Annotated in this window: 17 protein-coding genes; 7 read left to right on the top strand and 10 right to left on the bottom strand. The window is 72.1% G+C overall.

Annotated elements, in window-relative coordinates; genetic code table 11:
- Window positions 1-150: 150 nt before the first annotated feature.
- From ACZ5GT_RS26840 to ACZ5GT_RS26815, 6 genes are all read right to left on the bottom strand, one after another.
- A complete protein-coding gene (locus ACZ5GT_RS26840) occupies window positions 151-4,002 on the bottom strand; it encodes a multifunctional oxoglutarate decarboxylase/oxoglutarate dehydrogenase thiamine pyrophosphate-binding subunit/dihydrolipoyllysine-residue succinyltransferase subunit (protein WP_469031390.1) in 3,852 nt (1,283 codons plus the stop codon).
- Window positions 4,003-4,294: 292 nt separating this feature from the next.
- Window positions 4,295-5,404 carry a HAMP domain-containing sensor histidine kinase gene (locus ACZ5GT_RS26835; protein WP_469031388.1) on the bottom strand — a complete coding sequence of 370 codons (1,110 nt, stop codon included), beginning with the start codon at window positions 5,402-5,404 and terminating at the stop codon, window positions 4,295-4,297.
- Window positions 5,401-6,138 (bottom strand): response regulator transcription factor, encoded by a 738-nt coding sequence (locus ACZ5GT_RS26830; protein WP_469031385.1) that lies wholly within the window; start codon window positions 6,136-6,138, stop codon window positions 5,401-5,403. The genes ACZ5GT_RS26835 and ACZ5GT_RS26830 overlap by 4 nt, the downstream gene beginning before the upstream one ends.
- A gap of 148 nt (window positions 6,139-6,286) precedes the next feature.
- Entirely contained in the window at window positions 6,287-6,964 is a 678-nt protein-coding gene (locus ACZ5GT_RS26825) for a spermidine synthase family protein (protein ID WP_469031382.1), read from the bottom strand.
- A gap of 230 nt (window positions 6,965-7,194) precedes the next feature.
- Window positions 7,195-8,946, bottom strand: a complete 1,752-nt coding sequence (locus tag ACZ5GT_RS26820) for a glycoside hydrolase family 3 protein (protein WP_469031378.1) — start codon at window positions 8,944-8,946, stop codon at window positions 7,195-7,197.
- 36 nt (window positions 8,947-8,982) lie between these two features.
- Window positions 8,983-10,302, bottom strand: coding sequence for an MFS transporter (locus tag ACZ5GT_RS26815; RefSeq protein WP_469031375.1), 1,320 nt, complete (start codon window positions 10,300-10,302; stop codon window positions 8,983-8,985).
- 215 nt (window positions 10,303-10,517) lie between these two features.
- Here ACZ5GT_RS26815 and ACZ5GT_RS26810 point away from each other — a divergent pair, with 215 nt between their 5' ends.
- The gene (locus ACZ5GT_RS26810; protein WP_469031373.1) at window positions 10,518-11,177 is read left to right on the top strand and encodes a TetR family transcriptional regulator; all 660 of its coding nucleotides are present in this window, start codon (window positions 10,518-10,520) and stop codon (window positions 11,175-11,177) included.
- Window positions 11,178-11,259: 82 nt separating this feature from the next.
- Here ACZ5GT_RS26810 and ACZ5GT_RS26805 read toward each other — a convergent pair whose 3' ends face one another.
- Window positions 11,260-11,913, bottom strand: coding sequence for a GNAT family N-acetyltransferase (locus ACZ5GT_RS26805; RefSeq protein ID WP_469031370.1), 654 nt, complete (start codon window positions 11,911-11,913; stop codon window positions 11,260-11,262).
- A 174-nt stretch (window positions 11,914-12,087) separates the two neighbouring features.
- On the opposite strand from ACZ5GT_RS26805, the gene lon reads away from it, so the two are divergent.
- Window positions 12,088-14,559, top strand: coding sequence for an endopeptidase La (gene lon, locus ACZ5GT_RS26800; protein ID WP_469031367.1), 2,472 nt, complete (start codon window positions 12,088-12,090; stop codon window positions 14,557-14,559).
- A gap of 94 nt (window positions 14,560-14,653) precedes the next feature.
- Here lon and ACZ5GT_RS26795 read toward each other — a convergent pair whose 3' ends face one another.
- Window positions 14,654-15,472: a lysozyme gene (locus tag ACZ5GT_RS26795; RefSeq protein ID WP_469031363.1), complete on the bottom strand. Its 819-nt coding sequence runs from the start codon at window positions 15,470-15,472 to the stop codon at window positions 14,654-14,656.
- Between the two features lie 302 nt (window positions 15,473-15,774).
- Here ACZ5GT_RS26795 and ACZ5GT_RS26790 point away from each other — a divergent pair, with 302 nt between their 5' ends.
- Window positions 15,775-16,266 (top strand): MarR family winged helix-turn-helix transcriptional regulator, encoded by a 492-nt coding sequence (locus ACZ5GT_RS26790; RefSeq protein ID WP_469031360.1) that lies wholly within the window; start codon window positions 15,775-15,777, stop codon window positions 16,264-16,266.
- On the opposite strand, the gene ACZ5GT_RS26785 is transcribed toward ACZ5GT_RS26790, so the two are convergent.
- Both ACZ5GT_RS26785 and ACZ5GT_RS26780 read right to left on the bottom strand, forming a co-directional pair.
- Window positions 16,181-17,035: a PIG-L deacetylase family protein gene (locus tag ACZ5GT_RS26785; RefSeq protein WP_469031356.1), complete on the bottom strand. Its 855-nt coding sequence runs from the start codon at window positions 17,033-17,035 to the stop codon at window positions 16,181-16,183. The genes ACZ5GT_RS26790 and ACZ5GT_RS26785 overlap by 86 nt on opposite strands.
- Window positions 17,036-17,111: 76 nt before the next feature.
- On the bottom strand, window positions 17,112-17,897 hold the full coding sequence (locus tag ACZ5GT_RS26780) for a protein phosphatase 2C domain-containing protein (protein WP_469031353.1): 786 nt from the start codon (window positions 17,895-17,897) through the stop codon (window positions 17,112-17,114).
- Window positions 17,898-18,275: 378 nt separating this feature from the next.
- Between ACZ5GT_RS26780 and ACZ5GT_RS26775 the strand changes: the two genes are divergently transcribed.
- The 4 genes from ACZ5GT_RS26775 to ACZ5GT_RS26760 are packed head-to-tail and all read left to right on the top strand — an operon-like array spanning window position 18,276 to window position 22,819.
- Window positions 18,276-21,281, top strand: coding sequence for a sensor histidine kinase (locus ACZ5GT_RS26775; protein ID WP_469031351.1), 3,006 nt, complete (start codon window positions 18,276-18,278; stop codon window positions 21,279-21,281).
- Entirely contained in the window at window positions 21,278-21,781 is a 504-nt protein-coding gene (locus tag ACZ5GT_RS26770; protein ID WP_360755437.1) for a roadblock/LC7 domain-containing protein, read from the top strand. Before ACZ5GT_RS26775 ends, ACZ5GT_RS26770 begins: the two co-directional genes overlap by 4 nt.
- Window positions 21,778-22,200, top strand: a complete 423-nt coding sequence (locus tag ACZ5GT_RS26765) for a DUF742 domain-containing protein (RefSeq protein WP_360755441.1) — start codon at window positions 21,778-21,780, stop codon at window positions 22,198-22,200. The genes ACZ5GT_RS26770 and ACZ5GT_RS26765 overlap by 4 nt, the downstream gene beginning before the upstream one ends.
- Complete coding sequence (locus tag ACZ5GT_RS26760; RefSeq protein WP_469031343.1) at window positions 22,181-22,819, top strand: GTP-binding protein; 639 nt, start codon at window positions 22,181-22,183, stop codon at window positions 22,817-22,819. The genes ACZ5GT_RS26765 and ACZ5GT_RS26760 overlap by 20 nt, the downstream gene beginning before the upstream one ends.
- Window positions 22,820-22,871: the final 52 nt, after the last annotated feature.

The raw sequence follows: 22,871 nt of genomic DNA, 5'->3' as shown, positions 1-22,871 counted from the left end.
ACGCTCGGCTGGGAAACCCCAGCCGAGCGCCTGCATAAACTGCTCGCGGCCTGACCAACACGACCACGTGTTGCGACGACCCCTAGAAAGCGCCGCCCATGGGACCGGGCCTCACCACAGCCGACAGCTCAGCGGCTCACACTCAGCGGCTCACGCCTCGAACACCTCGCGCACCAGCTGTTCCTGCTCGGCCTGGTGCCGCTTCGCGGAACCCACCGCCGGGGAGGAGGAGTGCGGGCGGGAGATGCGGCGCAGGCGCTCGCTGGCCGGGATGTCCGCGCCGACCGCCAGGTCCAGGTGGTCGATCAGGTTCAGGGCGATGAACGGCCAGGCGCCCTGGTTGGCCGGCTCCTCCTGGGCCCACAGGTACTTCTCGGCGTTCGGGTACTTGGCGATCTCCGCCTGGAGCTCGGCACCCGCCAGCGGGTACAGGCGCTCGATGCGGACAATCGCCGTCTCGGCAGCCGCAGCGTCCGTCGCACCGCGCTTGCGGCGCTCGGCGTCCAGGTCGTAGTAGACCTTGCCCGCGCAGAAGACGACCTTGCGGACCGCGGCCGGGTCCACCGACTCGTCGCCGATGACCGGGCGGAACTGGCCCGTCGTGAACTCGTCCGCCTTCGAGGCCGCGGCCTTCAGGCGCAGCATCGACTTCGGGGTGAAGACGATCAGCGGCTTGTGGTGCGGGTTGTGCACCTGCCACCGCAGGAGGTGGAAGTAGTTCGACGGCGAGGTCGGCATCGCGACCGTCATGTTGTTCTGGGCGCAGAGCTGCAGGAAGCGCTCCGGGCGGGCGGACGAGTGGTCCGGGCCCTGGCCCTCGTAGCCGTGCGGCAGCAGCAGCGTCACGCCGGAGGTCTGGCCCCACTTCTGCTCCGCCGAGGAGATGAACTCGTCCACGACCGTCTGCGCGCCGTTGACGAAGTCACCGAACTGCGCCTCCCACATCACCAGCGCGTCCGGGCGGGCCAGCGAGTAGCCGTACTCGAAGCCCATCGCCGCGTACTCGGACAGCAGGGAGTTGTAGACGTTCAGCCGCGCCTGCTCCTCCGCCAGGTACTGCAGCGGCGTGTACTCCTCGCCGGTGCTGCGGTCGATGATCACCGCGTGGCGCTGGCCGAAGGTGCCGCGCTGGGAGTCCTGGCCGGCCAGCCGGACCGGAACGCCCTCCAGCAGCAGGGAGCCGACCGCGAGGGTCTCGCCCATGCCCCAGTCGATGGTGCCGTCCTCGACCATCGCCGCCCGGCGCTGCAGCTGCGGCAGCAGACGCGGGTGCACGGTGATGTGGTCGGGGATGTTGACCTGGGACTCGGCGATCCGCTTGACGACCTCGGTGGAGACCGCCGTGGAGACCGCCACCGGGAACTCGGCCTGCGGGTCGGACGTGGCCACCGCCGCCGGCTGCGAGGTGGCCTCGCGGACCTCGGTGAAGACCTTCTCCAGCTGGCCCTGGTAGTCCTGCAGCGCCTGCTCGGCCTCTTCCAGGGTGATGTCGCCGCGACCGATCAGGGACTCGGTGTACAGCTTGCGCACCGAGCGCTTCTTGTCGATCAGGTCGTACATCAGCGGCTGGGTGAAGGCCGGGTTGTCCGACTCGTTGTGACCGCGGCGGCGGTAGCAGATGAGGTCGATCACCACGTCCTTGTTGAACGCCTGGCGGAACTCGAACGCCAGCCGCGCGACCCGCACGACCGCCTCGGGGTCGTCGCCGTTCACGTGGAAGATCGGGGCCTCGATCATGCGGGCCACGTCCGTCGCGTACATCGAGGAACGCGAGGACTCGGGGGCCGCGGTGAAGCCGACCTGGTTGTTGATGACGATGTGGACCGTGCCGCCGGTGCGGTAGCCGCGCAGCTGCGACATGTTCAGGGTCTCGGCCACCACGCCCTGGCCCGCGAAGGCCGCGTCGCCGTGGATCGCCACCGGCAGCACGGTGAAGTCCGTGCCGCCCTTGTTGATGATGTCCTGCTTGGCCCGCGACACACCTTCGAGGACGGGGTCGACCGCCTCCAGGTGGGACGGGTTGGCCACCAGGCTGACCTTGATCTGCTCGCCGTCCAGGCCGGTGAAGGTGCCCTCGGCGCCCAGGTGGTACTTCACGTCGCCGGAGCCGTGCATCGACTTCGGGTCGAGGTTGCCCTCGAACTCTCGGAAGATCTGCGCGTACGACTTGCCGACGATGTTCGCCAGCACGTTCAGGCGGCCGCGGTGGGCCATGCCGATGACGACCTCGTCCAGGCGCGACTCGGCAGCGCTGTCCAGCACCGCGTCGAGCAGCGGGATGACGGACTCGCCGCCCTCCAGCGAGAAGCGCTTCTGGCCGACGTACTTCGTCTGCAGGAAGGTCTCGAACGCCTCCGCCGCGTTCAGCCGGCGCAGGATGCGCAGCTGCTCCTCGCGCTCCGGCTTGGAGTGCGGGCGCTCCACGCGGTCCTGGATCCACTTGCGCTGCTTGGGGTCCTGGATGTGCATGAACTCGATGCCGGTGGTGCGGCAGTACGAGTCGCGCAGCACGCCGAGGATGTCGCGCAGCTTCATCATCGACTTGCCGGCGAAGCCGCCGACGGCGAACTCGCGCTCCAGGTCCCACAGGGTGAGGCCGTGCTCGACGATGTCCAGGTCGGGGTGCTTGCGCTGGCGGTACTCCAGCGGGTCGGTGTCGGCCATGACGTGGCCGCGGACCCGGTAGGAGTGGATCAGCTCGAAGACGCGGGCGGCCTTGGTGACGTCGTCGTCGTGGCTGGCGTCGATGTCCCTGAGCCAGCGGACCGGCTCGTAGGGGATGCGCAGGGCCTCGAAGATGTCGTCGTAGAAGCCGTTCTCGCCGAGCAGGAGGTTCGCGACCTGGCGGAGGAACTCGCCGGAGGCCGCGCCCTGGATCACCCGGTGGTCGTAGGTCGACGTGAGCGTCATGACCTTCGAGATGCCGAGCTTGTTGAGGGTGTCCTGGGAGGTGCCCTGGAACTCCGCCGGGTAGTCCATGGAGCCGACGCCCATGATCACCGACTGGCCGGGCATCAGGCGCGGCACCGAGTGGACGGTGCCGAGGCCGCCGGGGTTGGTCAGGGAGACCGTGACGCCGGTGAAGTCGTCCATCGTCAGCTTGCCGTCGCGGGCGCGGCGGACGATGTCCTCGTAGGCCTGCCAGAACTCGAAGAAGTTCAGCGTCTCGGCCTTCTTGATGGCGGCCACGACGAGCTGGCGGTCGCCGTTGGGCTTCACCAGGTCGATGGCCAGGCCGAGGTTGACGTGCGGCGGCTTGACGAGGACGGGCTTGCCGTCCTTCTCGCCGAACGACCAGTTCATCGACGGCATGGCCTTGATGGCCCGCACCATCGCGTAGCCGATGAGGTGGGTGAAGGAGATCTTCCCGCCGCGGGCCCGCTTGAGGTGGTTGTTGATGACGATGCGGTTGTCGAACAGCAGCTTCACCGGGACCGCGCGCACGGACGTGGCCGTGGGCAGCTCCAGTGAGGCGTTCATGTTCTTGACGACCGCGGCGGACGGGCCGCGCAGCGGCACCAGCTCCGGGCCGTCGGCGGCCTGCGCGGCGGGCTCCGCCTTCGGCTTCGCGGCGGGCTTCGCGGCCGGGGCGGCCTTCGCGGGAGCCGCGGCCGGAGCCGGAGCCGGAGCGGCGGCCGGGGCGGGAGCCGCGGCGGCGGGCTTCGGGGCCGCGGCGGCCGGAGCGGGAACGGCGGCCGGAGCCGCGGGCGCGGCCGGGGCGGCCGGTGCCGGGGTGGTGGTCCCTGCGGCCCCCGCGGCCGCAGCACCCGCCGTAGCCGAGGAGGCGGGCGCCCCCGGCTTGTAGTCGGCGAAGAAGTCCCACCAGGCGCGGTCTACCGAATTCGGGTCCTGGAGGTACTGCTGATAGATCTCGTCGACGAGCCACTCATTGGGACCGAACGCGGCAGCGGGGTTCTTGCCCGCTTGGTCGGCGTCGGTCGTAGACGCGCCTCCTGCCCGAAGGGTGGAGGAGCTTGAGTTACTGGGGGACTGTGGCGACACGGCGGCAACCGCCCTCTTCCGCTTCACAAGGTGATGGACAGCGGGAATCAAGGCTACGCCTCCCCGGCGGCGAAGGTCAGTCCGGGCCGGTTCAACGTCGCGTAAGTCACATTGCGAAGGGTGTTTCGGGGCTCGAAACGGCGGGAAACAAGCGTGGTTCCGCTGTATGAGGGGGACGCCGGGGTGTGACGGTGCGGGCCCTGGAAGCAGCGCTTGCGGGCCTTGTCCTGATCACACGTGTCCGGCAGCGCGAACGTCCGGTGGATCTTGGGACTCCGGTTCGGACTTTACGTCAACTTGGTACGGAAGTCTCTCCCGGAAGAGTGACCAGAATCCGGCAACCCCGCGCAGATTCGGCCACTCCTATCCGGCCGCCGTGCAGGTCCACCGCCCAGCGGGCGATCGCCAGGCCGAGGCCCGTGCCGCCGTCGCTGCCCGGCCCCTTCGACGCGCCCCCGTCGCCCCGGTTGAAGCGCTCGAAGACCCGGTGCCACTCCGAGCGGGGGATGCCGGGACCCTCGTCCAGCACCTCCAGCTCCAGCGACTCCGGCTGCGCGCCGCGCCGGGCCTTGACGGTCACCCGGCCGTGCGGCGGGCTGTGCTTGACCGCGTTGTCGATCAGGTTGGCGACCACCTGGTGGATGCGCTCCGGGTCGGCGTGCGCGGTCAGTTCGGGCGGGGAGACGTCGAGGTGCAGATGGACGTCCGTGCGGGTGTGGCTGCCGGAGCCGGAGGCGATGCCCGCGCGGGCGGGCACGGCCATGTTGGCCTCCTTCAGCACGCCCGACAGGTACGGCCACACCTCGAAGCGCCGCTTGCGCAGCGGAACGACGCCGTTGTCCAGCCGGGACAGGTCGAGCAGCGTCTCCACCAGACGCCCGAGCCGCTCCGTCTGGGTCAGGGCCGTGCGCATGGTCTCGGGGTCGGCGGGCGAGACGCCGTCCACGATGTTCTCCAGCACCGCGCGCAGGCCCGCGATGGGCGTGCGCAGCTCGTGCGAGACGTTCGCGACCAGCTCCTTGCGCTGCCGTTCCTGGGCCTCCAGGTCGTCGGCCATACGGTTGATCGTCTGGGCCAGGTCGCCCAGTTCGTCCCGCCGGTTCTCGCGCACCCGGCGCGTGTAGTCGCCGTGCGAGATGGACCGGGCCACCGCGTTCATCTCGTCCAGCGGCGCGGTGAGCGAGTGCGCGACGAACTGCGTGATCAGCAGCGTGGCGATCATCGAGAACACCGTGATGAAGCGCAGCTCGGTCTCCGTGCGCACCGCGATCATCAGCAGACCCGTGGTGATCAGCACCGAGACGACGACCAGCACGCCCAGCTTGGTCTTGATCGAGAACGGGCGTACGCCGCCCCAGGGTTCCTCCCCGGGGCCTCTCCGTGCGGCCGGCCCGCCGCTCACGGGTTCGGGGTCTCCAGCGCGTAACCCACGCCGTGCACCGTGCGGATCCGCTCGGCGCCGATCTTCCGGCGCAGCGCCTTGATGTGGCTGTCGACGGTCCGGGTGCCGGAGGCGTCCGCCCAGTCCCACACCTCCGCCAGCAGCTGCTCGCGGGAGAGCACCGCGCGCGGGGTGTTCGCCAGGCAGACCAGGAGGTCGAACTCGGTGGGCGTGAGGTGCACGTCCTCCGAGCGCACCCGCACCCGTCGCTGCGCGTGGTCGATCTCCAGCTCGCCCAGGCGCAGGATGCCGCTCCGCGGCGTCGCCGCGGCCAGCGCGGCCCGCTCCACCCGGCGCAGCAGCACGTGCACCCGCGCGGCCAGCTCCCGCATGGAGAACGGCTTGGTCATGTAGTCGTCGGCGCCCACGCCGAGCCCGACCAGCATGTCGGTCTCGTCGTCGCGCGCGGTGAGCATCAGCACCGGCACCGGACGGGCGGCCTGCACGCGGCGGCAGACCTCCAGTCCGTCGAAGCCGGGCAGCATGATGTCGAGGATCAGCAGATCGGGCTGCCAGGCCTCGGCGGTGTCGACGGCGGCCGGACCGTCGCCGGCGGTCTGCACGAGGAAACCCTCGGCGCGCAGGCGGGCCGCGATGGCGTCGACGATCGTCGGATCGTCCTCGACCACCAGCACCCGGCGCTGCGCGCCCGGGGTCGTGGTCGTGCCGTTGTGCGAGGTGTGTGTCTGCTCCATCGCCCGCCCCTGAGTTGCTTTCCGGAATCCGTGGGGTGAATCCGTTACTTGCACATGTCTGCACTTGCACAGGTCTGCGCATGCCTGCGATCGACGCTTGAATGATCGGCGTCAGGGCAGCAGCGTACGGGGAGTCACCGTTTCTTTGCTATCCAGGTCGGACGGCGAGGTGCACGACGTCGGGAACGCCCCGGGCAACGGGGACCTCTTCGGTACGCACCTGTGAGAACCCGGCATTCCGCAAGGTTTCTTCGAATTCCGGGGAGGGCTCGGCCGACCACACCGCGAGAACCCCGCCCGGTCTCAACACCCTTGCACAGCTTGCCAGTCCGGCCGGCGAATAGAGGCTTTCGTTGCCCTCGGTGACGGTCCAGCCGGGTCCGTTGTCGATGTCCAGGCACAGGGCGTCGTACGTGGCGGACGTCTCACGGAGGTGGTCGACCAGGTCCGCCTCGACGATGCGGGTGCGCGGGTCGGCCACGGCCCGCGACGAGAGTGCCGACAGGGGGCCGCGCAGATGCCAGTCGGTGATCGCGTGTTCGCGTTCCACGACGGTGATCGCGCCCCAGCGGGGGTTCGCCGCGGCGTGTGCGAGCGAGAAGCCGACGCCGAGTCCGCCGATCAGCACGTGCGGTTCGGCGCGGGTGCCGAGGGCGTCCAGCGCGGCGTCGACGAGCAGCCGCTCGGAGCGGCCGTCGGAGGTGTCCATCAGGAAGCAGCCGTTGGCGATGATCTGCAGCAACTCGCCGTGCCGGCGCAGCACGACCTCGCCGTAGGGGCCCTCACGGCGATCCAGGACCACGGGGGTGTCGTAGGTGGCGGTCATGGGCCCATCCTGCACGAACACGGCGCTACGGCCACGGGAATTGTGGGTGTCCGCACGACGCGTGCGCCGCGGCCGGGGTGGTGGCTGGGGTCGCAGCCGCAGCCGCAGCCGCAGCTGCAGTCGCAGCTGCAGTCGCAGCCGGGGCCAGGGGCCGGGCGGCACAGGCCCCGGCCGCCCGCCCACGGGCCGGGCCCAGGCCCCGGGCCCCCACGGGCCGGGCCCCGGAAGCCTCAGACGTCCAGGCCGTGCCCGTACGGGAACACCGGGTCGGCCGTGTCGTCGGGCACGTCCGGGCGGGTGTCCGCCACCGCCGCCATCGACCGCGGCAGCTCGAACGGCAGCCGGCCCTCGGCCCGCGCCCGCCCGAACACGACGTCCAGCAGAGCCGCGTCCGACGCCCCGAAGTCGGCGACCAGCGCGGCCGCCCGCTCGGCGATCTCCGGGAGCACCGCGGGCCGTTCGAGGTTGACGCACACCACGGTCGGCACCGTGTCCAGCAGTCGCAGGATCTCCTTGAGTTCGTCCTCGGGGAAGGCCAGCGAGCCGGAGTGGAAGAACGACTCGAAGGCGCCGGGCCGCGCCTCGTAGGGGGTGCGCAGCCGCAGCACGGCCACGTCCGCGGCGGCCGGATCGGCGACCACGTCCCCGTACGCCGCGGCCGTCCGCTCGCTCACCCCCCGGACGTACAGGCCGGGCCGGCCACGCAGCGGCAGCAGGGCGTCCCGGTCGGTCAGGACGGTCAGCGACCGGCGCTGGGCGGCCTCGCCGAGCGCCCGGAACTCACGCGCCCCGACGATCTCCTCGGCCCGGTCGGGGTCGACGTACGGGTTCTCGAACAGTCCGAGGACGAACTTCTCGCGCAGCAGCCGCCGTACGGAGACGTCGAGGCGCTCCTCGCTCACCCGGCCCGAGCGGACCAGCTCCACGATCACCTCGGGACACTGCTCGCCGCCGAACTGGTCGACCCCCGCGTCCAGCGCCTTCGCCGCGCGCTCGGCGACGCTCAGGTGCTCCGCGCCCCAGGCCCGCGCCGGGTGCGGCTCGCCCATGATGTCCGCGTCGGTGAGCAGGCCCCAGTCGGTGCAGACGACGCCTCCGAAGCCGAGCCGCTCGCGCAGCAGACCTGTCAGGACGTCCCGGTTGAAGCCGAAGCCGACCTCCTCCCAGTCGGTGCCGACGGGCTTGCCGTAGTACGGCATCATCTGCGAGCACCCGGCCTCGACGGCGGCCACGAAGGGCGCCAGGTGGTACTCGCGCATCCCGCCCGGGTACACCTGCTCCTTGCCGTAGGGGAAGTGCGGGTCCTCGCCGTCCTTCTGCGGGCCGCCGCCGGGGAAGTGCTTGACCATCGCGGCGACCGAACCCGGCCCGAGCCGCGGGCCCTGCAGACCGCGCACGTACGCCCGGACGAGTTCGGCCGCCGTCTCCGCGCGGGAGCCGAACGTCCCGGACTGGCGCGACCAGCGCGGCTCGGTGGCCAGGTCGATCTGCGGATGCAGGGCCACCCGGAAGCCCACCGCCAGGTACTCGCGGCGCACGGTGTCCGCGAACCGCTGCACCAGCTCCGCGTCCCCGATCGCGGCCAGCCCCAGCGGCTCCGGCCAGGCCGAGAAGTCACCGGCGAGGAAGGAGGCGCCCGGGTTGTCGGTGAAGGCGTGGCGCGGATCGGTGGACAGGGTGACCGGGATGCCCAGGCGGGTGTCCGCCGCCAGCTCCTGCAGCCGGTTGGCCCACTGGGCCGTCTCGCGGGCGCCGGCCTGGCCCACCAGGTTGAAGTGGGTCAGGTGGCGGCCGACGACCAGCTCGGTGGTGCCGTGCGGAAGGAAGGCGCCCGGCTCCTCGGCGAGCGTGCCGCCCGGTCCCATGGCGAGCATGGTGTGGAAGAGCTGGCCCGCCTTCTCCGCCAGGGTCATGCGGGACAGCAGGTCCTCGACCCGCTCGTCGACGGGTCGGGCCGGATCGCGGTACGTGGGGCTGGGCATCGGCGGATTCCTTGGATTCCTCGAGTACGGGACGAGTTACTTGACCGAGCGCACGAACTGCACGGCGAGCGCTCCCAGTACGGCGGCGATCGCGCCGAAGAGGAACAGCGCGCCGTAGTTTCCGCCGCCGCCGATCGCCAGCAGGGACGGGGCGACGATGGGCACGAGGGACTGGGGCAGGGCGTTGCCGATGTTCAGTACACCCATGTCCTTGGCGGACTCCTCGGGGTTGGGCAGCACCGCGGCCGCCAGCGCCATGTCGACGGACAGGTAGAGACCCTCGCCGAAGCCGAAGACGACCAGGGCGGCGACGTACGTCCCGAAGGACTGGGCCGAGGCGATCATCCCGAGGCTGACGCCCATCACCAGCGAGGCGCCCAGCACGTACGGCTTGCGGCGGCCGGAGCGGTCGGAGAGCTGGCCGCCGACGAGGGAGCCCAGCACGGTGGCCGCGACCATCGCCAGGGTGCCCGCGAACACCTTGTCGGTGACCTCGTCCGCGCCGTAACCGAGGCGGTCCATCAGGAAGTACACCTGGTAGCTGGTCACGCAGGAGGCGCCGGTGAAGACCAGGAAGCGTCCGGCGAAGTTCCACGCGAAGTCGGGGTGGCGGCGCGGGTTCACCCAGAAGCTGCGCAGGAACTCCTTGACGGAGTACGGCTCGAAGGCGCCGGCGCGGGCCGGGCGGTCCTTCATCACGGCGGCCAGGTAGCCGACCGCGACGACCCCGATGACGCCGGGGACGAGGAAGGCGAGCGCCATCGAGTCGCTGAACAGCTGCGCCAGCGCCGATCCGCCGATCAGCGACAGCGAGATCGTCATGCCGACCAGGCCGGAGACCCGGGCCTGCTGGTGCGCAGGGATCAGGTCGGGAATGGTCGACGTCAGGGCGGCCAGGGCGGCGTTGATGCCGAGCTGTGCCAGGGCCCAGCCGAGCATGAGGACCGGGATGCTGCCGCCGAGGGCCACCACCAGCAGGCCCGCGAGGCCGGCCAGCATGCCGCCGATCAGCCACGGGCGCCGGCGGCCGAACCGGCTGGTGGTGCGGTCGGACAGGGCGCCGAAGACGGGGTTGCCGAGCATCGCCAGCAGGGCGCCGACGGACAGTACCTGGCCGAGGGCGGCGCCGCGGTCGGTCTCCGGCACGATCTGGGAGACCCGCAGGGCGAGGGTCACCACCACCGGGGTGAGGACGGCGAGATAGGCGCCGAACTGGGCGAAGACCAGGCCGAAGACCAGCTTGGCGGGGGCGGACGGTTCGGCGGGCGCGGGAGACGAGAGGGATGCTCCCGCGTGAGCGGACGCGGGCGTCGGGGAGGACGTCTCGTCGAGCGGCGCGTCGTGGCTGAGGGCCATGGCGACTCTCCATGGGGGACGGGGGCGGCTTCTTCGCCGCACCGGCGCGACCAGGGAAGCAGCAAAACCGAGTGGGTAGTAGGTTTTCTGCGCGTGGCTTGAATCACGTTGCACATGGCTTGAAAAGTGATGTCGCTTACTCGTGTAACCGACGGTCGCGGACGTGTGCCCCGGGCCGCGTCCCGCCCGCCGTCGGCGCGGCTATCGTGGCGGGCATGGTCCAGAAGGAGAACGGCGGCACCCGCACAGGCGCAGGCAGGGGCACCTACGCCGTGGGCGACGAGCGCCGGCTGCGCATCCTCGACGCCGCTGTCGAGCACTTCGCCCAGTGGGGCTTCCATGCCTCCTCCCTGGCCCGCATCGCCAAGGACGTCGGGATCACGCAGGGTGGCCTGCTGCACCACTTCCGCAGCAAGGAGGACCTCCTGGTGCAGGTCCTCGCCCGCACGGACGAGGCCGACGAGGAGAAGTTCTTCTCCCACGACTTCGCCTCGGCCCTCGAATGCTTCACCACCGTCCTGCGGCTCGCCCGCTACAACAGCATCCGGTTGGGCCGTACCCGGATGTTCAACGTCCTCGCCGCCGAGGCGGGCGACCCCGGCCACCCCGCGCACGCCTACTTCGTCCAGCGCTACGCCAGACTCGTGGAGCACCTCTCCGCCACGCTGCGCCGGGCCGTCGAGAGCGGCGAACTGCGGCCGGACGCCGACCCGGTGGGCATGGCGCACGAACTGGCCGCCGTCATGGACGGCCTGCAGTTGCAGTGGGTGCTCGACTCCCGGAACTTCGACATGGTCGGCCGGCTGCGCGCCTACCTCGACCGCACCCTGCGGTCACTCACCGCCGCGGGGACGGGCCTGCCCGCGGAGGCGTGAACGGCCGGGGCGAGCGCGGTGCGACGGTCGCCGTACGCCTGGAACGCGGTCATGGCGTCACCGCGGTGCGGCCGCCCCCGCCTCAGGGCCTCCCCTGTGAACGCGCGCTGGTCAGCGGCGCCACCACGCGCCAGCCCAGACGTTCGTACAGCGCTCGGCCGGCCGGGGTCCCGGCCAGTACGCCGGTCTGCGCGCCCTGTTCGGCCGCCGCGCGCTCCAGCGTCCGCACCACCAGGGCGCCGAGCCCGCGGCGGCGATGCGCGGGGGAGGTGGCGACCTGGTCCAGGGTCGCGGTCGCGCCGGTGGGCGTGATCTGACCGCGGGCCGCCCAAGAGCCGTCGGCGGCGGCGACCATCGCGCGGGTGACGCCGCCGCGCGTCCAGGTGCGCAGCCGGTAGCCGGCGGGCGGGGTCGGCGGCGACGGGGCGGGCCGCGCCAGCGGGACCGTCATCAGCCAGCCGGTCTCGGGGTCGATCCACCACCGTTCGTCGAGCCACCGCCTCACCGTCCCCGGGTCCTGGAACACCTTCAGCCACACCCCGGCCCCCGCCACCGAGTCCGCCACCTCTCGCACGGCCCGCTCGGGGACGGCGTCGCCGACCGTGCCGAAGACGTGCCGCGTGACATGACCGTCCAGGCCCACGTCGATCGTGCAGCCCCAGGGCTCGGACACGGGCGGCGCCGCCCCGCGGGACACGACCCACCCGTCCACCCACGCCCGCACGATCCCGTCCACGATCTCTCCACGTAATAGATGGAAGCCTTGGCTGTCTATTACTCCGAGACGATAGACGGCCCGTCGTCCGTGGTGGCGCGGGTGATCGCTCTCGGCGAACAGGCCCCGGGGAACAACGCGGAGCCCTCGAGCATTGAGTCGGCATAGCTCAACTTGACTGCCGAAGGGGAGATCATGGCTGCTGAGTCCGAGGCGTTCACACCGCTCGCCCTGCCTGTGCTGCCGCTCGACGACGAGGTCGTGCTGCCCGGGATGGTGGTTCCGCTGGACCTGAGCGACGCCGATGTGCGCGCAGCGGTGGAGGCCGCCCAGGCCGCCGCCCGCTCCGAGCCGGGGAAGCCGAGGGTGCTCCTGGTGCCCCGCGTCGACGGGACCTACGCGGGCACCGGTGTGCTCGGCACCGTCGAGCAGGTCGGCCGGCTGGCGGACGGTGACCCGGGTGCGCTGGTCCGCGGCCGTGGCCGCGTACGGATCGGCGCGGGCACCACCGGCCCGGGTGCGGCGCTGTGGGTCGAGGGCACGCGGATCGACGAGAAGGTGCCCGACCCGCTCCCGGGCCACGCGGTCGAACTGGTCAAGGAGTACAAGGCGCTCGCCACCGCCTGGCTGCGCAAGCGCGGCGCCTGGCAGGTCGTCGACCGGGTCCAGGCCATCGACGACGTCTCCGCGCTCGCCGACAACTCCGGTTACTCGCCGTTCCTGACCACCGAGCAGAAGATCCAGCTCCTGGAGACCACCGACCCGGTCGCCCGTCTGAAGCTGGCCACCCAGCAGCTGCGTGACCACCTCGCCGAGCAGGACGTCGCCGAGACCATCGCCAAGGACGTCCAGGAAGGCGTGGACAAGCAGCAGCGGGAGTTCCTGCTGCGCCGTCAGCTGGAGGCCGTCCGCAAGGAGCTGCGCGAGCTCAACGGTGAGAAGGAGGGCGAGGAGTCCGACGACTACCGGGCCCGCGTCGAGGCCGCCGACCTGCCGGAGAAGGTCCGCGAGGCGGCCCTGAAGGAGGTCGACAAGCTGGAGCGGTCCTCCGACCAGTCGCCCGAGGGCTCCTGGATCCGCACCTGGCTGGACACCGTCCTCGAACTGCCGTGGAACGAGCGCACCGAGGACGCCTACGACATCCAGGGCGCCAAGGCGGTCCTGGACGCCGAGCACGCCGGTCTGGAAGACGTGAAGGAGCGGATCACCGAGTACCTCGCGGTCCGCAAGCGCCGCGCCGACCGGGGCCTGGGCGTCGTCGGCGGCCGGCGCGGAGGCGCCGTGCTCGCTCTGGTCGGCCCGCCCGGCGTCGGCAAGACCTCGCTCGGCGAGTCCGTGGCGCACGCCATGGGCCGCAAGTTCGTCCGCGTCGCTCTCGGCGGCGTCCGTGACGAGGCGGAGATCCGCGGCCACCGGCGCACCTACGTCGGCGCGCTGCCCGGCCGCATCGTCCGCGCGGTCAAGGAGGCCGGTTCGATGAACCCGGTCGTCCTGCTCGACGAGATCGACAAGGTCGGCTCCGACTTCCGCGGCGACCCCGCGGCGGCCCTCCTCGAAGTCCTGGACCCGGCGCAGAACCACACCTTCCGCGACCACTACCTGGAGGTCGAACTCGACCTGTCCGACGTCGTCTTCCTCGCCACCGCCAACGTCCTGGAGGCCATCCCGGAGGCGCTCCTGGACCGTATGGAACTGGTCCGGCTGGACGGCTACACCGAGGACGAGAAGGTCGTCATCGCCCGCGACCACCTGCTCCCGCGCCAGCTGGAGCGGGCCGGCCTCGCCGAGGACGAGGTGACCCTGGACGAGGGCGCGCTGCGCAAGCTCGCCGGCGAGTACACGCGCGAGGCGGGGGTGCGCACCCTGGAGCGGTCGATCGCCCGGCTGCTGCGCAAGATCGCCGCGCAGCACGAACTCGGCCGGCGCGAGCTGCCGTTCACCGTCCGCGCGGACGATCTGCGCGGGCTGATCGGCCGGCCGCACCACGTGCCGGAGGCGGCCCAGGACCCGGCCGAGCGCCGCACCGCGGTGCCCGGCGTGGCGACGGGCCTGGCGGTCACCGGGGCCGGCGGTGACGTCCTGTTCGTCGAGGCGTCCCTCGCGGACCCGGAGACGGGCGCGGCGGGCCTGACCCTGACCGGTCAGCTGGGCGACGTGATGAAGGAGTCGGCGCAGATCGCGCTGAGCTTCCTGCGCAGCCACGGCGCCGAGCTGGAGCTGCCGGTGGCGGACCTGAAGGACCGGGGCGTGCACATCCACTTCCCGGCGGGCGCGGTCCCCAAGGACGGCCCGAGCGCCGGCGTCACGATGACGACCGCGCTGGCCTCGCTGCTGTCCGGCCGACTGGTCCGCACCGACGTGGCGATGACCGGCGAGGTGTCGCTGACCGGCCGGGTGCTGCCGATCGGCGGGGTGAAGCAGAAGCTGCTCGCGGCGCAGCGGGCGGGCGTGACCACGGTCATCATCCCCAAGCGCAACGAGCCCGACCTGGACGACGTCCCGGCGGAGGTGCTGGACAAGCTCGACGTGCACGCCGTCACCGACGTCCGCCAGGTCCTGGAGCTGGCCCTCGCGCCCGCCGCGAGCGGCGCGGAGCCGGAGGTTCCGGTGGCGGCGGTGGGGGCACCTCCCAGGCTTTTGGCGCTGGGGGAGGACGCCATCGGATGAGGGAAGGCCCGGGTTCTCGTGAGGGAGGCCCGGGCCGCTCCCATGTGCGGGACGGGGCATCGGCGCGCGGGGCGTCAGCGTGCGGGGTGGTGCGTCAGCCGTTCGCGAGCGCCTGCACCCGGTCGAGCGCGCCGTTGAACTTGTCGTGGTCGCCGACCGTCGGCCCGGACGAGGTGTACTGCCACATCGTGTAGTACGACCATCCGGCCGGCAGCGTCCCCGGGTCGGAGGCGTACCGCGCGATCCACAGCGGGTTGTTGGAGGCGAAGCCGCCGTAGTTGCCGGTGCACTGGGTCCACCAGCTGGTGGCCGTGTAGATCACGGCGTCGCGGCCCGTGCGGGACTTGTACGTGTTCAGGAAGTCGGCGATCCAGCTCACCATCGCGGCCGCCGACTTGCCGTAGCAGGCGGCGCCGTAGGGGTTCCACTCGATGTCGAGCGCGCCCGGGAGGGTCTTGCCGTCCCCGGACCAGCCGCCGCCGTGGTCCACGAAGTAGTTGGCCTGGGTCGCGCCGCTGGTGGTGTCCGGGGTCGCGAAGTGGTAGGCGCCGCGGATCATGCCCACGTTGTACGAGCCGTTGTACTGCTGCGCGAAGTAGGGGTTCGTGTAGTACGTCCCCTCGGTGGCCTTGGTGTAGGCCCACCTGACCCCGCTGTTCCAGAGGGTCGACCAGTCGACGTTTCCCTGGTAGCCGGAGACGTCGACGCCCTCCGTCTGGGTGGCGTCACCGGTGGTGGGGGTGCCGGCGCTGCCGTCGTGGGCCAGGACGCCCATGCCCATGTAGGCGGAGCCGCGGGCGGGCGTGCCCGCGGCGGACGCCGGCACGGCGAGGACGAGGGAGAGGGCGGCGAGCAGGAGCCCGGCGAGGAAGAGGCGCCGGGGATGGAGCGGTCCGGGTCTGTGCACGGGCATGACGTGCCTCCGAAGGCTCGGTGATGCTCGGTCGGGGTGGTGGGGGATCGGGAGTGGGGGTGCGGGGGGTTGGGGTGGGGGGAGGTGCTGGAAGGCGCCGGCGCTGACCGGCCGGGCGCCGACGAGAATGGCGTGAGCATGCCATTCGGGGCTGCTGAAGAAGCTACGCACGTAGACCGGCGGCTGGGAAGGGGGACCGGAGGCTGCCGTTGGTCTAAGCCTGCGAAATACTTGCCGAGCTGCGGCGATGACGGCGTTCGGCGGAAACTTTCAGTACTGGGAAAACCGAGGCAGGGACTGACGTGCACGAAGGCGGAAACGGCGGCGGACGCCGAGCTGAGTCGCAGGCGTCACCGAGCGGCGCGGACCAGGAGTACCTGTCCCTGGAGCGCGAACTGACGGTTCTGCTGCGGCGGGCCCGCGCCAGCCAGGGCGAGATGGCCCGCGAGGTCCACCCGGACCTGGAACCGGCCGCCTACGGCCTCCTCGTGCGGCTGGACGAGCACGGCCGCCAGCGGGCGACGGAACTGGCCGCCTACATCGGCGTCGGCAAGGCCACCATGTCCCGCCAGCTGCGCGCCCTGGAGGAACTGGGCCTGGTCGCCCGCGAGCCCGACCCCGCCGACGGACGGGCCTGGCTGGTCCACCTCACCGAGGAGGGCCGCGGCCGGGTCGGCATGGTCCGCGAGGCGCGCCGGGCCCGCTACGTCAGTCAGCTGGCCCACTGGGACCGCCGAGAGGTGGCCGAACTGGCGCGCCTGCTCGGTCAGTTGAACCGTGGGATGGAGCGGTAGCCCGAGGCCCGAGCGGGTCCCGCCCGGCCGACGGCGCCGCCGGGGCGAGCGGGTGGTGCACGTACCACTCGGTGGCCAGCAGTTCCTCCCGCTCGGCCGCGGGGAGGGCGGCCAGCCGCCCGGGCAGGGCTCCCCGCGCCACCTCGCTGCGGTGGGCCATGACGGCGGCGATCTTCCGCTCCAGCCACGGACGGACGTCGACGGTCACGCCGACCCAGCTGTCCGGAACGCTGTGGAGGACCCGTCCCGTGCGGACCAGGCGGGCGCCCAGGTCCCGCGCGGCGGAGTCGGGGTGGGTGGCCAGGAGGACCGAGTCCGGCAGCCAGGGTGCGCCGGCGTCCGGATGGAGACCGGCCAGCCCGGCGGCCTGGGCCGCGAGCACCGTCACCCGGTGGGTGTGGACGTGGTCGGGATGGCCGGTCAGCCCGCCGCAGGGGTCGTGGGTGACGACGATGTCCGGGCGGAACTCCCGTACGTGCGCGACCAGTCGGCCCACCGCCTCGTCGAGCGGCGCGTCACACAACCGTGCGGCGCCGGGCGCCGACTGCGGGGCGCGGGCGTCCGCGTAGCCGAGCAGGCGCGGGGGAGCGGCGCCGAGGATGCGCAGCGCGTCGGCCAGTTCTTCGGCGCGACGGGTGCCCGCCGCCCAGGTCGCCGTGACCACCGCGGTGCGGGCGCCGGCCGCCGCGTACCGTGCGAGCAGCCCGCCGGCCGACAGGGACTCGTCGTCCGGGTGCGCGAAGACCGCCAGGATGCTGGGCAGGGACATGGGCCTCGTGCCGTCCTCTCCGGTCGTGCGTCGTGCGGTGGTGCGGCCGTGGAACCAGCCTGCCGGGTCGGCGGGGTCAGAGTTCCGCGTACACCACCGTCGCGTCGTCGTGCGGCTTGCCGCGGCGTGAGGACGGCTGCCGGCTGTCGGCGGATTCCAGGGCCCGTACGCGGTTCAGCAGTGTCCGCGCGCCGTGCTCGCGCACGAGTCTCAGGCAGTCCGTCCAGTCTCCTTCCCCGAACCGCTCCACCCACCTCGCCGCCCCGTCCGTGAGCGCGGCCAGCGACCGCACGTGGTCGCGCGGCAGCATGCCCGTCACCGCCCGGTCCGCCACCGACGGATCCGCCGCCGCCGTGAAGAACCCGCCCTCCTTGTTGCGGACGTGGGCGTCGACCAGGGCGTCCGTCGCCAGGGCGGAGCGGGGCAGCCGCGACAGCCGGTCGTCCAGCAGGGCCGTGACCGAACCGTCCGGCGACTCCACCAGCAGGACGGAGTCCGACAGGACCAGGTACTCCACCTGCCGCGTCGACCAGCGCGCCACGACCACCGTCGCCTGTGGTGTTCGTGGGTGAGAAAGGTCACAGGTTTGCGCGTGTGACTCGGCGGTGCGCGCGATGGCCCGGGACAGGGCCCGCGAGAGCGGAACATCCGGGAGGGAAAGGGTCAGTTCGGTCAGCGCACCGCCCAGCCGCGCGGTGTACCAGGGGACCGAATGCAGACACCCGCTCCCGCCCTTCGGCGGCGTCACCCCGTCCAGGACCACCAGGGCGCCACCCTGTCCCGAAGCGGGCAGGACGACAGCGGCGAAGTCCTCGTTGGCGAGGGTGTGGTCGCCCGGCTCCGAGGCAAGTTCCGTACGCATTCAGCCAGTCTGCACGAGCCCTTCACGAGGTTCACGAAAGGCTGGCAATCGTCGCCGGGCTGACATCCTCTCGCAGGTCAGGCGTCTGTTTTGCGGGGGAATTCGCCACTCCGGGAATGCGTGGCGGCAAATATTGCCACCGCCCGCCGCAGACGTCCAACCGGCCCGCCGCACAGGACCGGTGCAACGGTCAGAGGAACTTGCCCGCCAACTCCCCTCCGATGTTCACTCCTTCGGGTGGCGGGTCAGGTGATGCGCGGCCACCGCCCACCGGCACTGGGAGGGTCGGGGACCGTACCGGGCACACGCGCAGTCGGCACCTGCTGACGGAACGTCACCCGGGCCCATGGGTAACACGAGTCAGGAATGCGAGCACCGGTGCAGAAGACGCGGCCTCGTCGCACAGGCAAGCAGACGGACCCCGCAGCGGGCGCGGAGCGCACGCCCGGCACTCCCGACACCGTCACCGGAAAGGGCCGACGCACCCATGTGCGCAACCGGCTCATCGTCGCCGTGGCGGTCGTGGCGGCCGCCATAGCCGGGGCCGGAGCCCCCGCCGTCCTGGCCGCCTCCGCTCAGCTGAAGGACTCCCAGGACCTGGTCACCCTCGCCGAGCAGACGCAGGACGCCCTCGCCCTCGCGCACGCCCTCGCCGACGAGCGGGACGAGGTGACCTCGTACATCGCCGCCGGGCGGCCCAAGTCGAAGGCGCCCACCGAGCAGCGCAGCGCCCGCGTCGACCGGCAGGTCGAGGAGCTGCGCGGCGACCCGGGCGTCCCCGCCTCCCTGCGCGGCGACCTCGACGGCATCGCCGCCCTGCGCCGGGCCGCGCTCACCGGCAAGAGCAGCGCCCTGGAGGCGCACGACGCCTACTCCGGCGCCGTCACCGAGCTGCACCGGCTCGCGGAGCGGCTGGCCGAGCAGATGCCGCCGCGCGCCGGATCGGGCGCGTACGCCCTCGCCGAGCTCGACTCCGCCGTACAGCAGGCCGCCGCCGCCCGCGGGCTGCTGCTGGCGGCGCTGAACGTGCCCACGACCACGCAGACCGTCATCAGCCCGGTCACCGGCCTGCCCACGACGACCACCACGTCCACGTCCGCCGACGCCAAGCGGCGCGACGCCCTGACCGCCGCCGCGGTCCAGGCCCGCCTGCGCTCCGACGCCGCACTCGCCGGCTTCCGCGAGAGCGCCGCCAAGGCCGCCCGGACGTCGTACGACTCCACCGTCACCGGTCCCGAGGTGAACTCCGCGGAGAAGTACCTCGCCTCTCTCACCGACCAGCCGACGCTGTCCGACTCCGAACTCTCCACCCCCACCGGGAAGCTCGACGCCGCGCTGTCCGCCCGCATCGACGCGATGCGGGGCGTGGAGTCCGCCCTGTACGAACGCCGCACCAAGGACCTCGCCCAGCTGCGCGACGACGATGTCACCGCGCTGGAGATCCGCATCGCCGCCCTCGGTGCCCTCATGCTGCTCGCCGTCGGCGTCGCCACCGCCATGGCCCGCACGCTGACCCGCCCGCTCGCCGTGCTGCGCCTCGGCTCGGCCCGGCTCGCGCAGGCCGAGGACCCGACCGCCGAGGAACCCGTCAAGTTCACCGGCCGCAACGACGAGTTCGCCCAGGCCGTCCGCTCCGTCAACGCCCTGCACGCGCGCGCCGTCGCCCTCCACGAGCGCATCGCCACCCTGGAGGCGGACCGCAAGCACCTGGTCGGCCAGCGGCAGAAGATGGCGGACGCCCGCGAGGAACTGCGCACCGAACTCGCCGACTCCGCCGCCCAGCTGGGACGGCTGCGGGACAGCATCGGCGGCACCTTCGTCAACCTCGCCCTGCGCACGCTCGGCCTGGTCGAACGGCAACTCGCCGTCATCGAGGGCCTGGAGGAGCGGGAGCAGGACCCCGACCGCCTCTCCACCCTGTTCAAGCTCGACCACTTCGCCACGGTCATGCGCCGGCACAGCGAGAACCTCCTCGTCCTCGCCGGCACCGAGCACGTCCAGCAGCACGCCGGTCCCGTGCCGCTCGTCGACGTCGTCCGCGCCGCGGTCAGCGAGATCGAGCGCTACGAGCGCGTCCGCATCGCCGCGCTGCCGCCGCACGCGCATGTGGCCGGATTCGCCGCCGACGACCTGTCCCACCTGCTGGCCGAACTCATGGAGAACGCCACCGCGTTCTCCCCGCCCGACCTGCCGGTCGAGGTCTCCGGCTGGCTGCTGGAGAACGGCGAGGTCATGCTCTCCGTCCAGGACGAGGGCATCGGCATGACCCCCGAGCGGATGACCCGCCTCAACGCCCGCCTGGCCGAGTTCGACCCGGAGTCGCCGTACGACCAGGAGGGCGAGGACGGCCTCGGCCTCGGCCTCTACGTCGTCGCCCGTCTCGCCCACCGGCACGGCGTGCGCGTCCAGTTGCGCGACCAGAAGCAGGGCGGCATCGCCGCGGTCGTGGTCCTGCCCACCCCGCTGCTGGCGGCCGCGCCGTCGGCAGCCGTGCCGGCGTCCGCCGAGCCCGGACCGGGCACCGCCGCCTCCTTCTCCCTGCCCGGCGCGGACGCCGAGGCCAACTCCAATGTGCTGCACGGCCGTTCCGACTCCGGCGACCCGCTGGTGGCGCTGGCGGAGAAGGCGGTGCGCGAGCGGGGCGCCGCCGACGCGGACGCGGACGCGGCCGTACGCGGGGAGCGGCCGGCGCCGGACGCGCCGGACGTGCCGGAGGCGCTGGAAGAGACCGCGGAAGGGACCGCGCACGAGAGTGCGGACCCGGCCGCGCGGGCGGCCGCGGCGGGGGTCGCGGGAGAGACCGGGGAAGAGGCCGCGGGAGAGCCCGCGGAAGCGACCGCGCGAGCGGCGGGCGTCGGCGCGGGGAACGCTGACGCCGTCGGCGAGCCGGAAGCGGTTCGCGAGCGGCCCGCCGAGACCACGATGGAGCTCCTGCTCCCGGCGCCGCCCGAGGAGGAGGACCCGACCCACACCCACCCGGCGTCCGACGCGGAAGCCCCGCAGCAGCCGTCCGCGCCCGACCGCGAGGACGGCACAGGCGGCACGAGCGGCGCCGACGGCGCCGGCCGGCCCGTACCCGGCGAGGGCGCCGCCGCGGCGGAACACACCCGTACCGCGGACGAGGAGCCCGTCACCGACAAGGGTCTGCCCAAGCGGACCCCGAAGATCACCGCACCCGCCGAGGTTCCACGCCCCCGGAGCGGTTCCGTCGACGCCGATGCCCTGCGCCGCAGGCTCGGCGGCTTCCGCCGGGGGGCGGAGGCCGGATACCGCGACGTGTCGGCGGAGATCGCTGAACGGACCGGCCAGAACCGGACGCCGGAGACAGCGGCACCCACACCCGAACAAGCCACGGGGGGCACAGTCGAGGAGGCAAGCAGTTGACCGCGCCCAGTACCTTCGGACTGAGCAGTGAGGCCCGTAACCTGCACTGGCTGCTGACCAACCTCGTCGAGGAGGTGCCGGGCATCCAGTCGGTCGCGGTGGTCTCCTCCGACGGTCTGCTGCTGCTGTCCTCGGACCCCGGACGCAACGAGGAGGCCCGGCAGACGAAGACCGGCACGGCCGGCGGACCCCGCGGCTCCGCCGCCGACCTGGCCACCGTCGTCTCCGGCATCGGCAGCCTCACCGTCGGCACCGCCAAGCTGATGGACTTCGGCGGCGTGAAGCACACGATGGTCGCGATGGACGAGGGCAGCCTGTTCGTGATGTCGATCAGCGACGGCTCGCTGCTGGGCGTGCACGGCGCGGCGGACTGCGACATGAGCGTGGTGGCCTACCACATGGCCCTGTTCGTCGGCCGCGCCGGCCACGTGCTGACGCCCGAACTCCGCAGCGAGCTACGAAAATCCCTGGAGTCGCAGTCCGCGGGGAGTCCCCGATGACCAGTGCGCCGAAGAACAGCAAGAAGCACCTGCCGGTCCGCGGCGGCGACCGCAAGCCCGCCCGCGTCCGTCCCTACTCGCTCACCGGCGGCCGTACCCGCTTCGGCCACGTCCTCCTCGTGGAGACGTTCGTGGCGGCGCTGGAGGCTCCGGAGGAGCGCAAGGAGCTGACGAATGGTTCCCTCACCACCCGGGTCATGCCGGAGATGCGGGCCATCGTCGAACTGTGCCGCCGCATGCGCACGGTGGCCGAGATCGCCGCGCTGCTGAAGATGCCGCTCGGCGTGGTCCGCGTGCTCCTCAGCGACCTCGCGGACCAGGGAAAGATCCGCGTGTACGGCACGGGAACCGGTCACGGCACCGGCCGTCCGGACCGCGCTCTGCTGGAAAGGGTGCTGAGTGGACTCCGCCGTCTCTGACGCCGCTCGTGGCGTCTCCCCCCTCGCCGAACCGGACGAGGACCTGAAATCCTGGCAGACGGACCGCACCCGTGCACCGATCGCCACGAAGATAGTCGTGGCCGGCGGCTTCGGCGTGGGCAAGACCACGCTGGTCACCACCGTCTCCGAGATCACGCCCCTGCAGACCGAGGCGCTGATGACGGAGGCGAGCGAGGAGCACGACGACCTCACCGCCACGCCCGGCAAGCTGACCACCACCGTGGCCATGGACTTCGGCCGCATCACGCTCGACGACGACCTGGTGCTCTACCTGTTCGGCACGCCGGGCCAGCAGCGGTTCTGGTTCATGTGGGACGACCTGGTGCGCGGCGCGATCGGCGCCGTCGTGCTGGCCGACACCCGCCGGCTGAAGGACTGTTTCCCGGCGCTGGACTACTTCGAGAGCTGCGGACTGCCGTACGTCGTGGCCGTCAACCACTTCGACGGCAGCGAGCTGTTCGAGCCGGAGGACGTGCGGGAGGCACTCACCATCCCCGCGCACATACCGGTCATGGTCATGGACGCGCGGCGCCGGATCTCGGTGGTCGAGACCCTGCTGTCCCTGGTGGCGCACGCCCTCGAGGAAACACCCGGGTAGTCCCCTCCGGTCGTCACCTGCCGTCCTTCGTAGTCCCCTGTCGTCCTTCCCC

It is taken from the genome of Streptomyces sp. NPDC031340, assembly GCF_055569945.1.
The sequence above is the reverse complement of the archived record's forward strand: the minus strand, read 5'-3'. Positions and strand labels throughout refer to the sequence as shown.

What these genes read in the sequence shown, in the direction of transcription:
- ACZ5GT_RS26830 (WP_469031385.1), bottom strand. Translation starts at nt 6,138, where the DNA reads ATGGAGCAGACACACACCTCGCACAACGGCACGACCACGACCCCGGGC.
- ACZ5GT_RS26825 (WP_469031382.1), bottom strand. Translation starts at nt 6,964, where the DNA reads ATGACCGCCACCTACGACACCCCCGTGGTCCTGGATCGCCGTGAGGGC.
- ACZ5GT_RS26820 (WP_469031378.1), bottom strand. Translation starts at nt 8,946, where the DNA reads ATGCCCAGCCCCACGTACCGCGATCCGGCCCGACCCGTCGACGAGCGG.
- ACZ5GT_RS26815 (WP_469031375.1), bottom strand. Translation starts at nt 10,302, where the DNA reads ATGGCCCTCAGCCACGACGCGCCGCTCGACGAGACGTCCTCCCCGACG.
- ACZ5GT_RS26810 (WP_469031373.1), top strand. Translation starts at nt 10,518, where the DNA reads ATGGTCCAGAAGGAGAACGGCGGCACCCGCACAGGCGCAGGCAGGGGC.
- lon (WP_469031367.1), top strand. Translation starts at nt 12,088, where the DNA reads ATGGCTGCTGAGTCCGAGGCGTTCACACCGCTCGCCCTGCCTGTGCTG.
- ACZ5GT_RS26795 (WP_469031363.1), bottom strand. Translation starts at nt 15,472, where the DNA reads ATGCCCGTGCACAGACCCGGACCGCTCCATCCCCGGCGCCTCTTCCTC.
- ACZ5GT_RS26785 (WP_469031356.1), bottom strand. Translation starts at nt 17,035, where the DNA reads ATGTCCCTGCCCAGCATCCTGGCGGTCTTCGCGCACCCGGACGACGAG.
- ACZ5GT_RS26780 (WP_469031353.1), bottom strand. Translation starts at nt 17,897, where the DNA reads ATGCGTACGGAACTTGCCTCGGAGCCGGGCGACCACACCCTCGCCAAC.
- ACZ5GT_RS26765 (WP_360755441.1), top strand. Translation starts at nt 21,778, where the DNA reads ATGACCAGTGCGCCGAAGAACAGCAAGAAGCACCTGCCGGTCCGCGGC.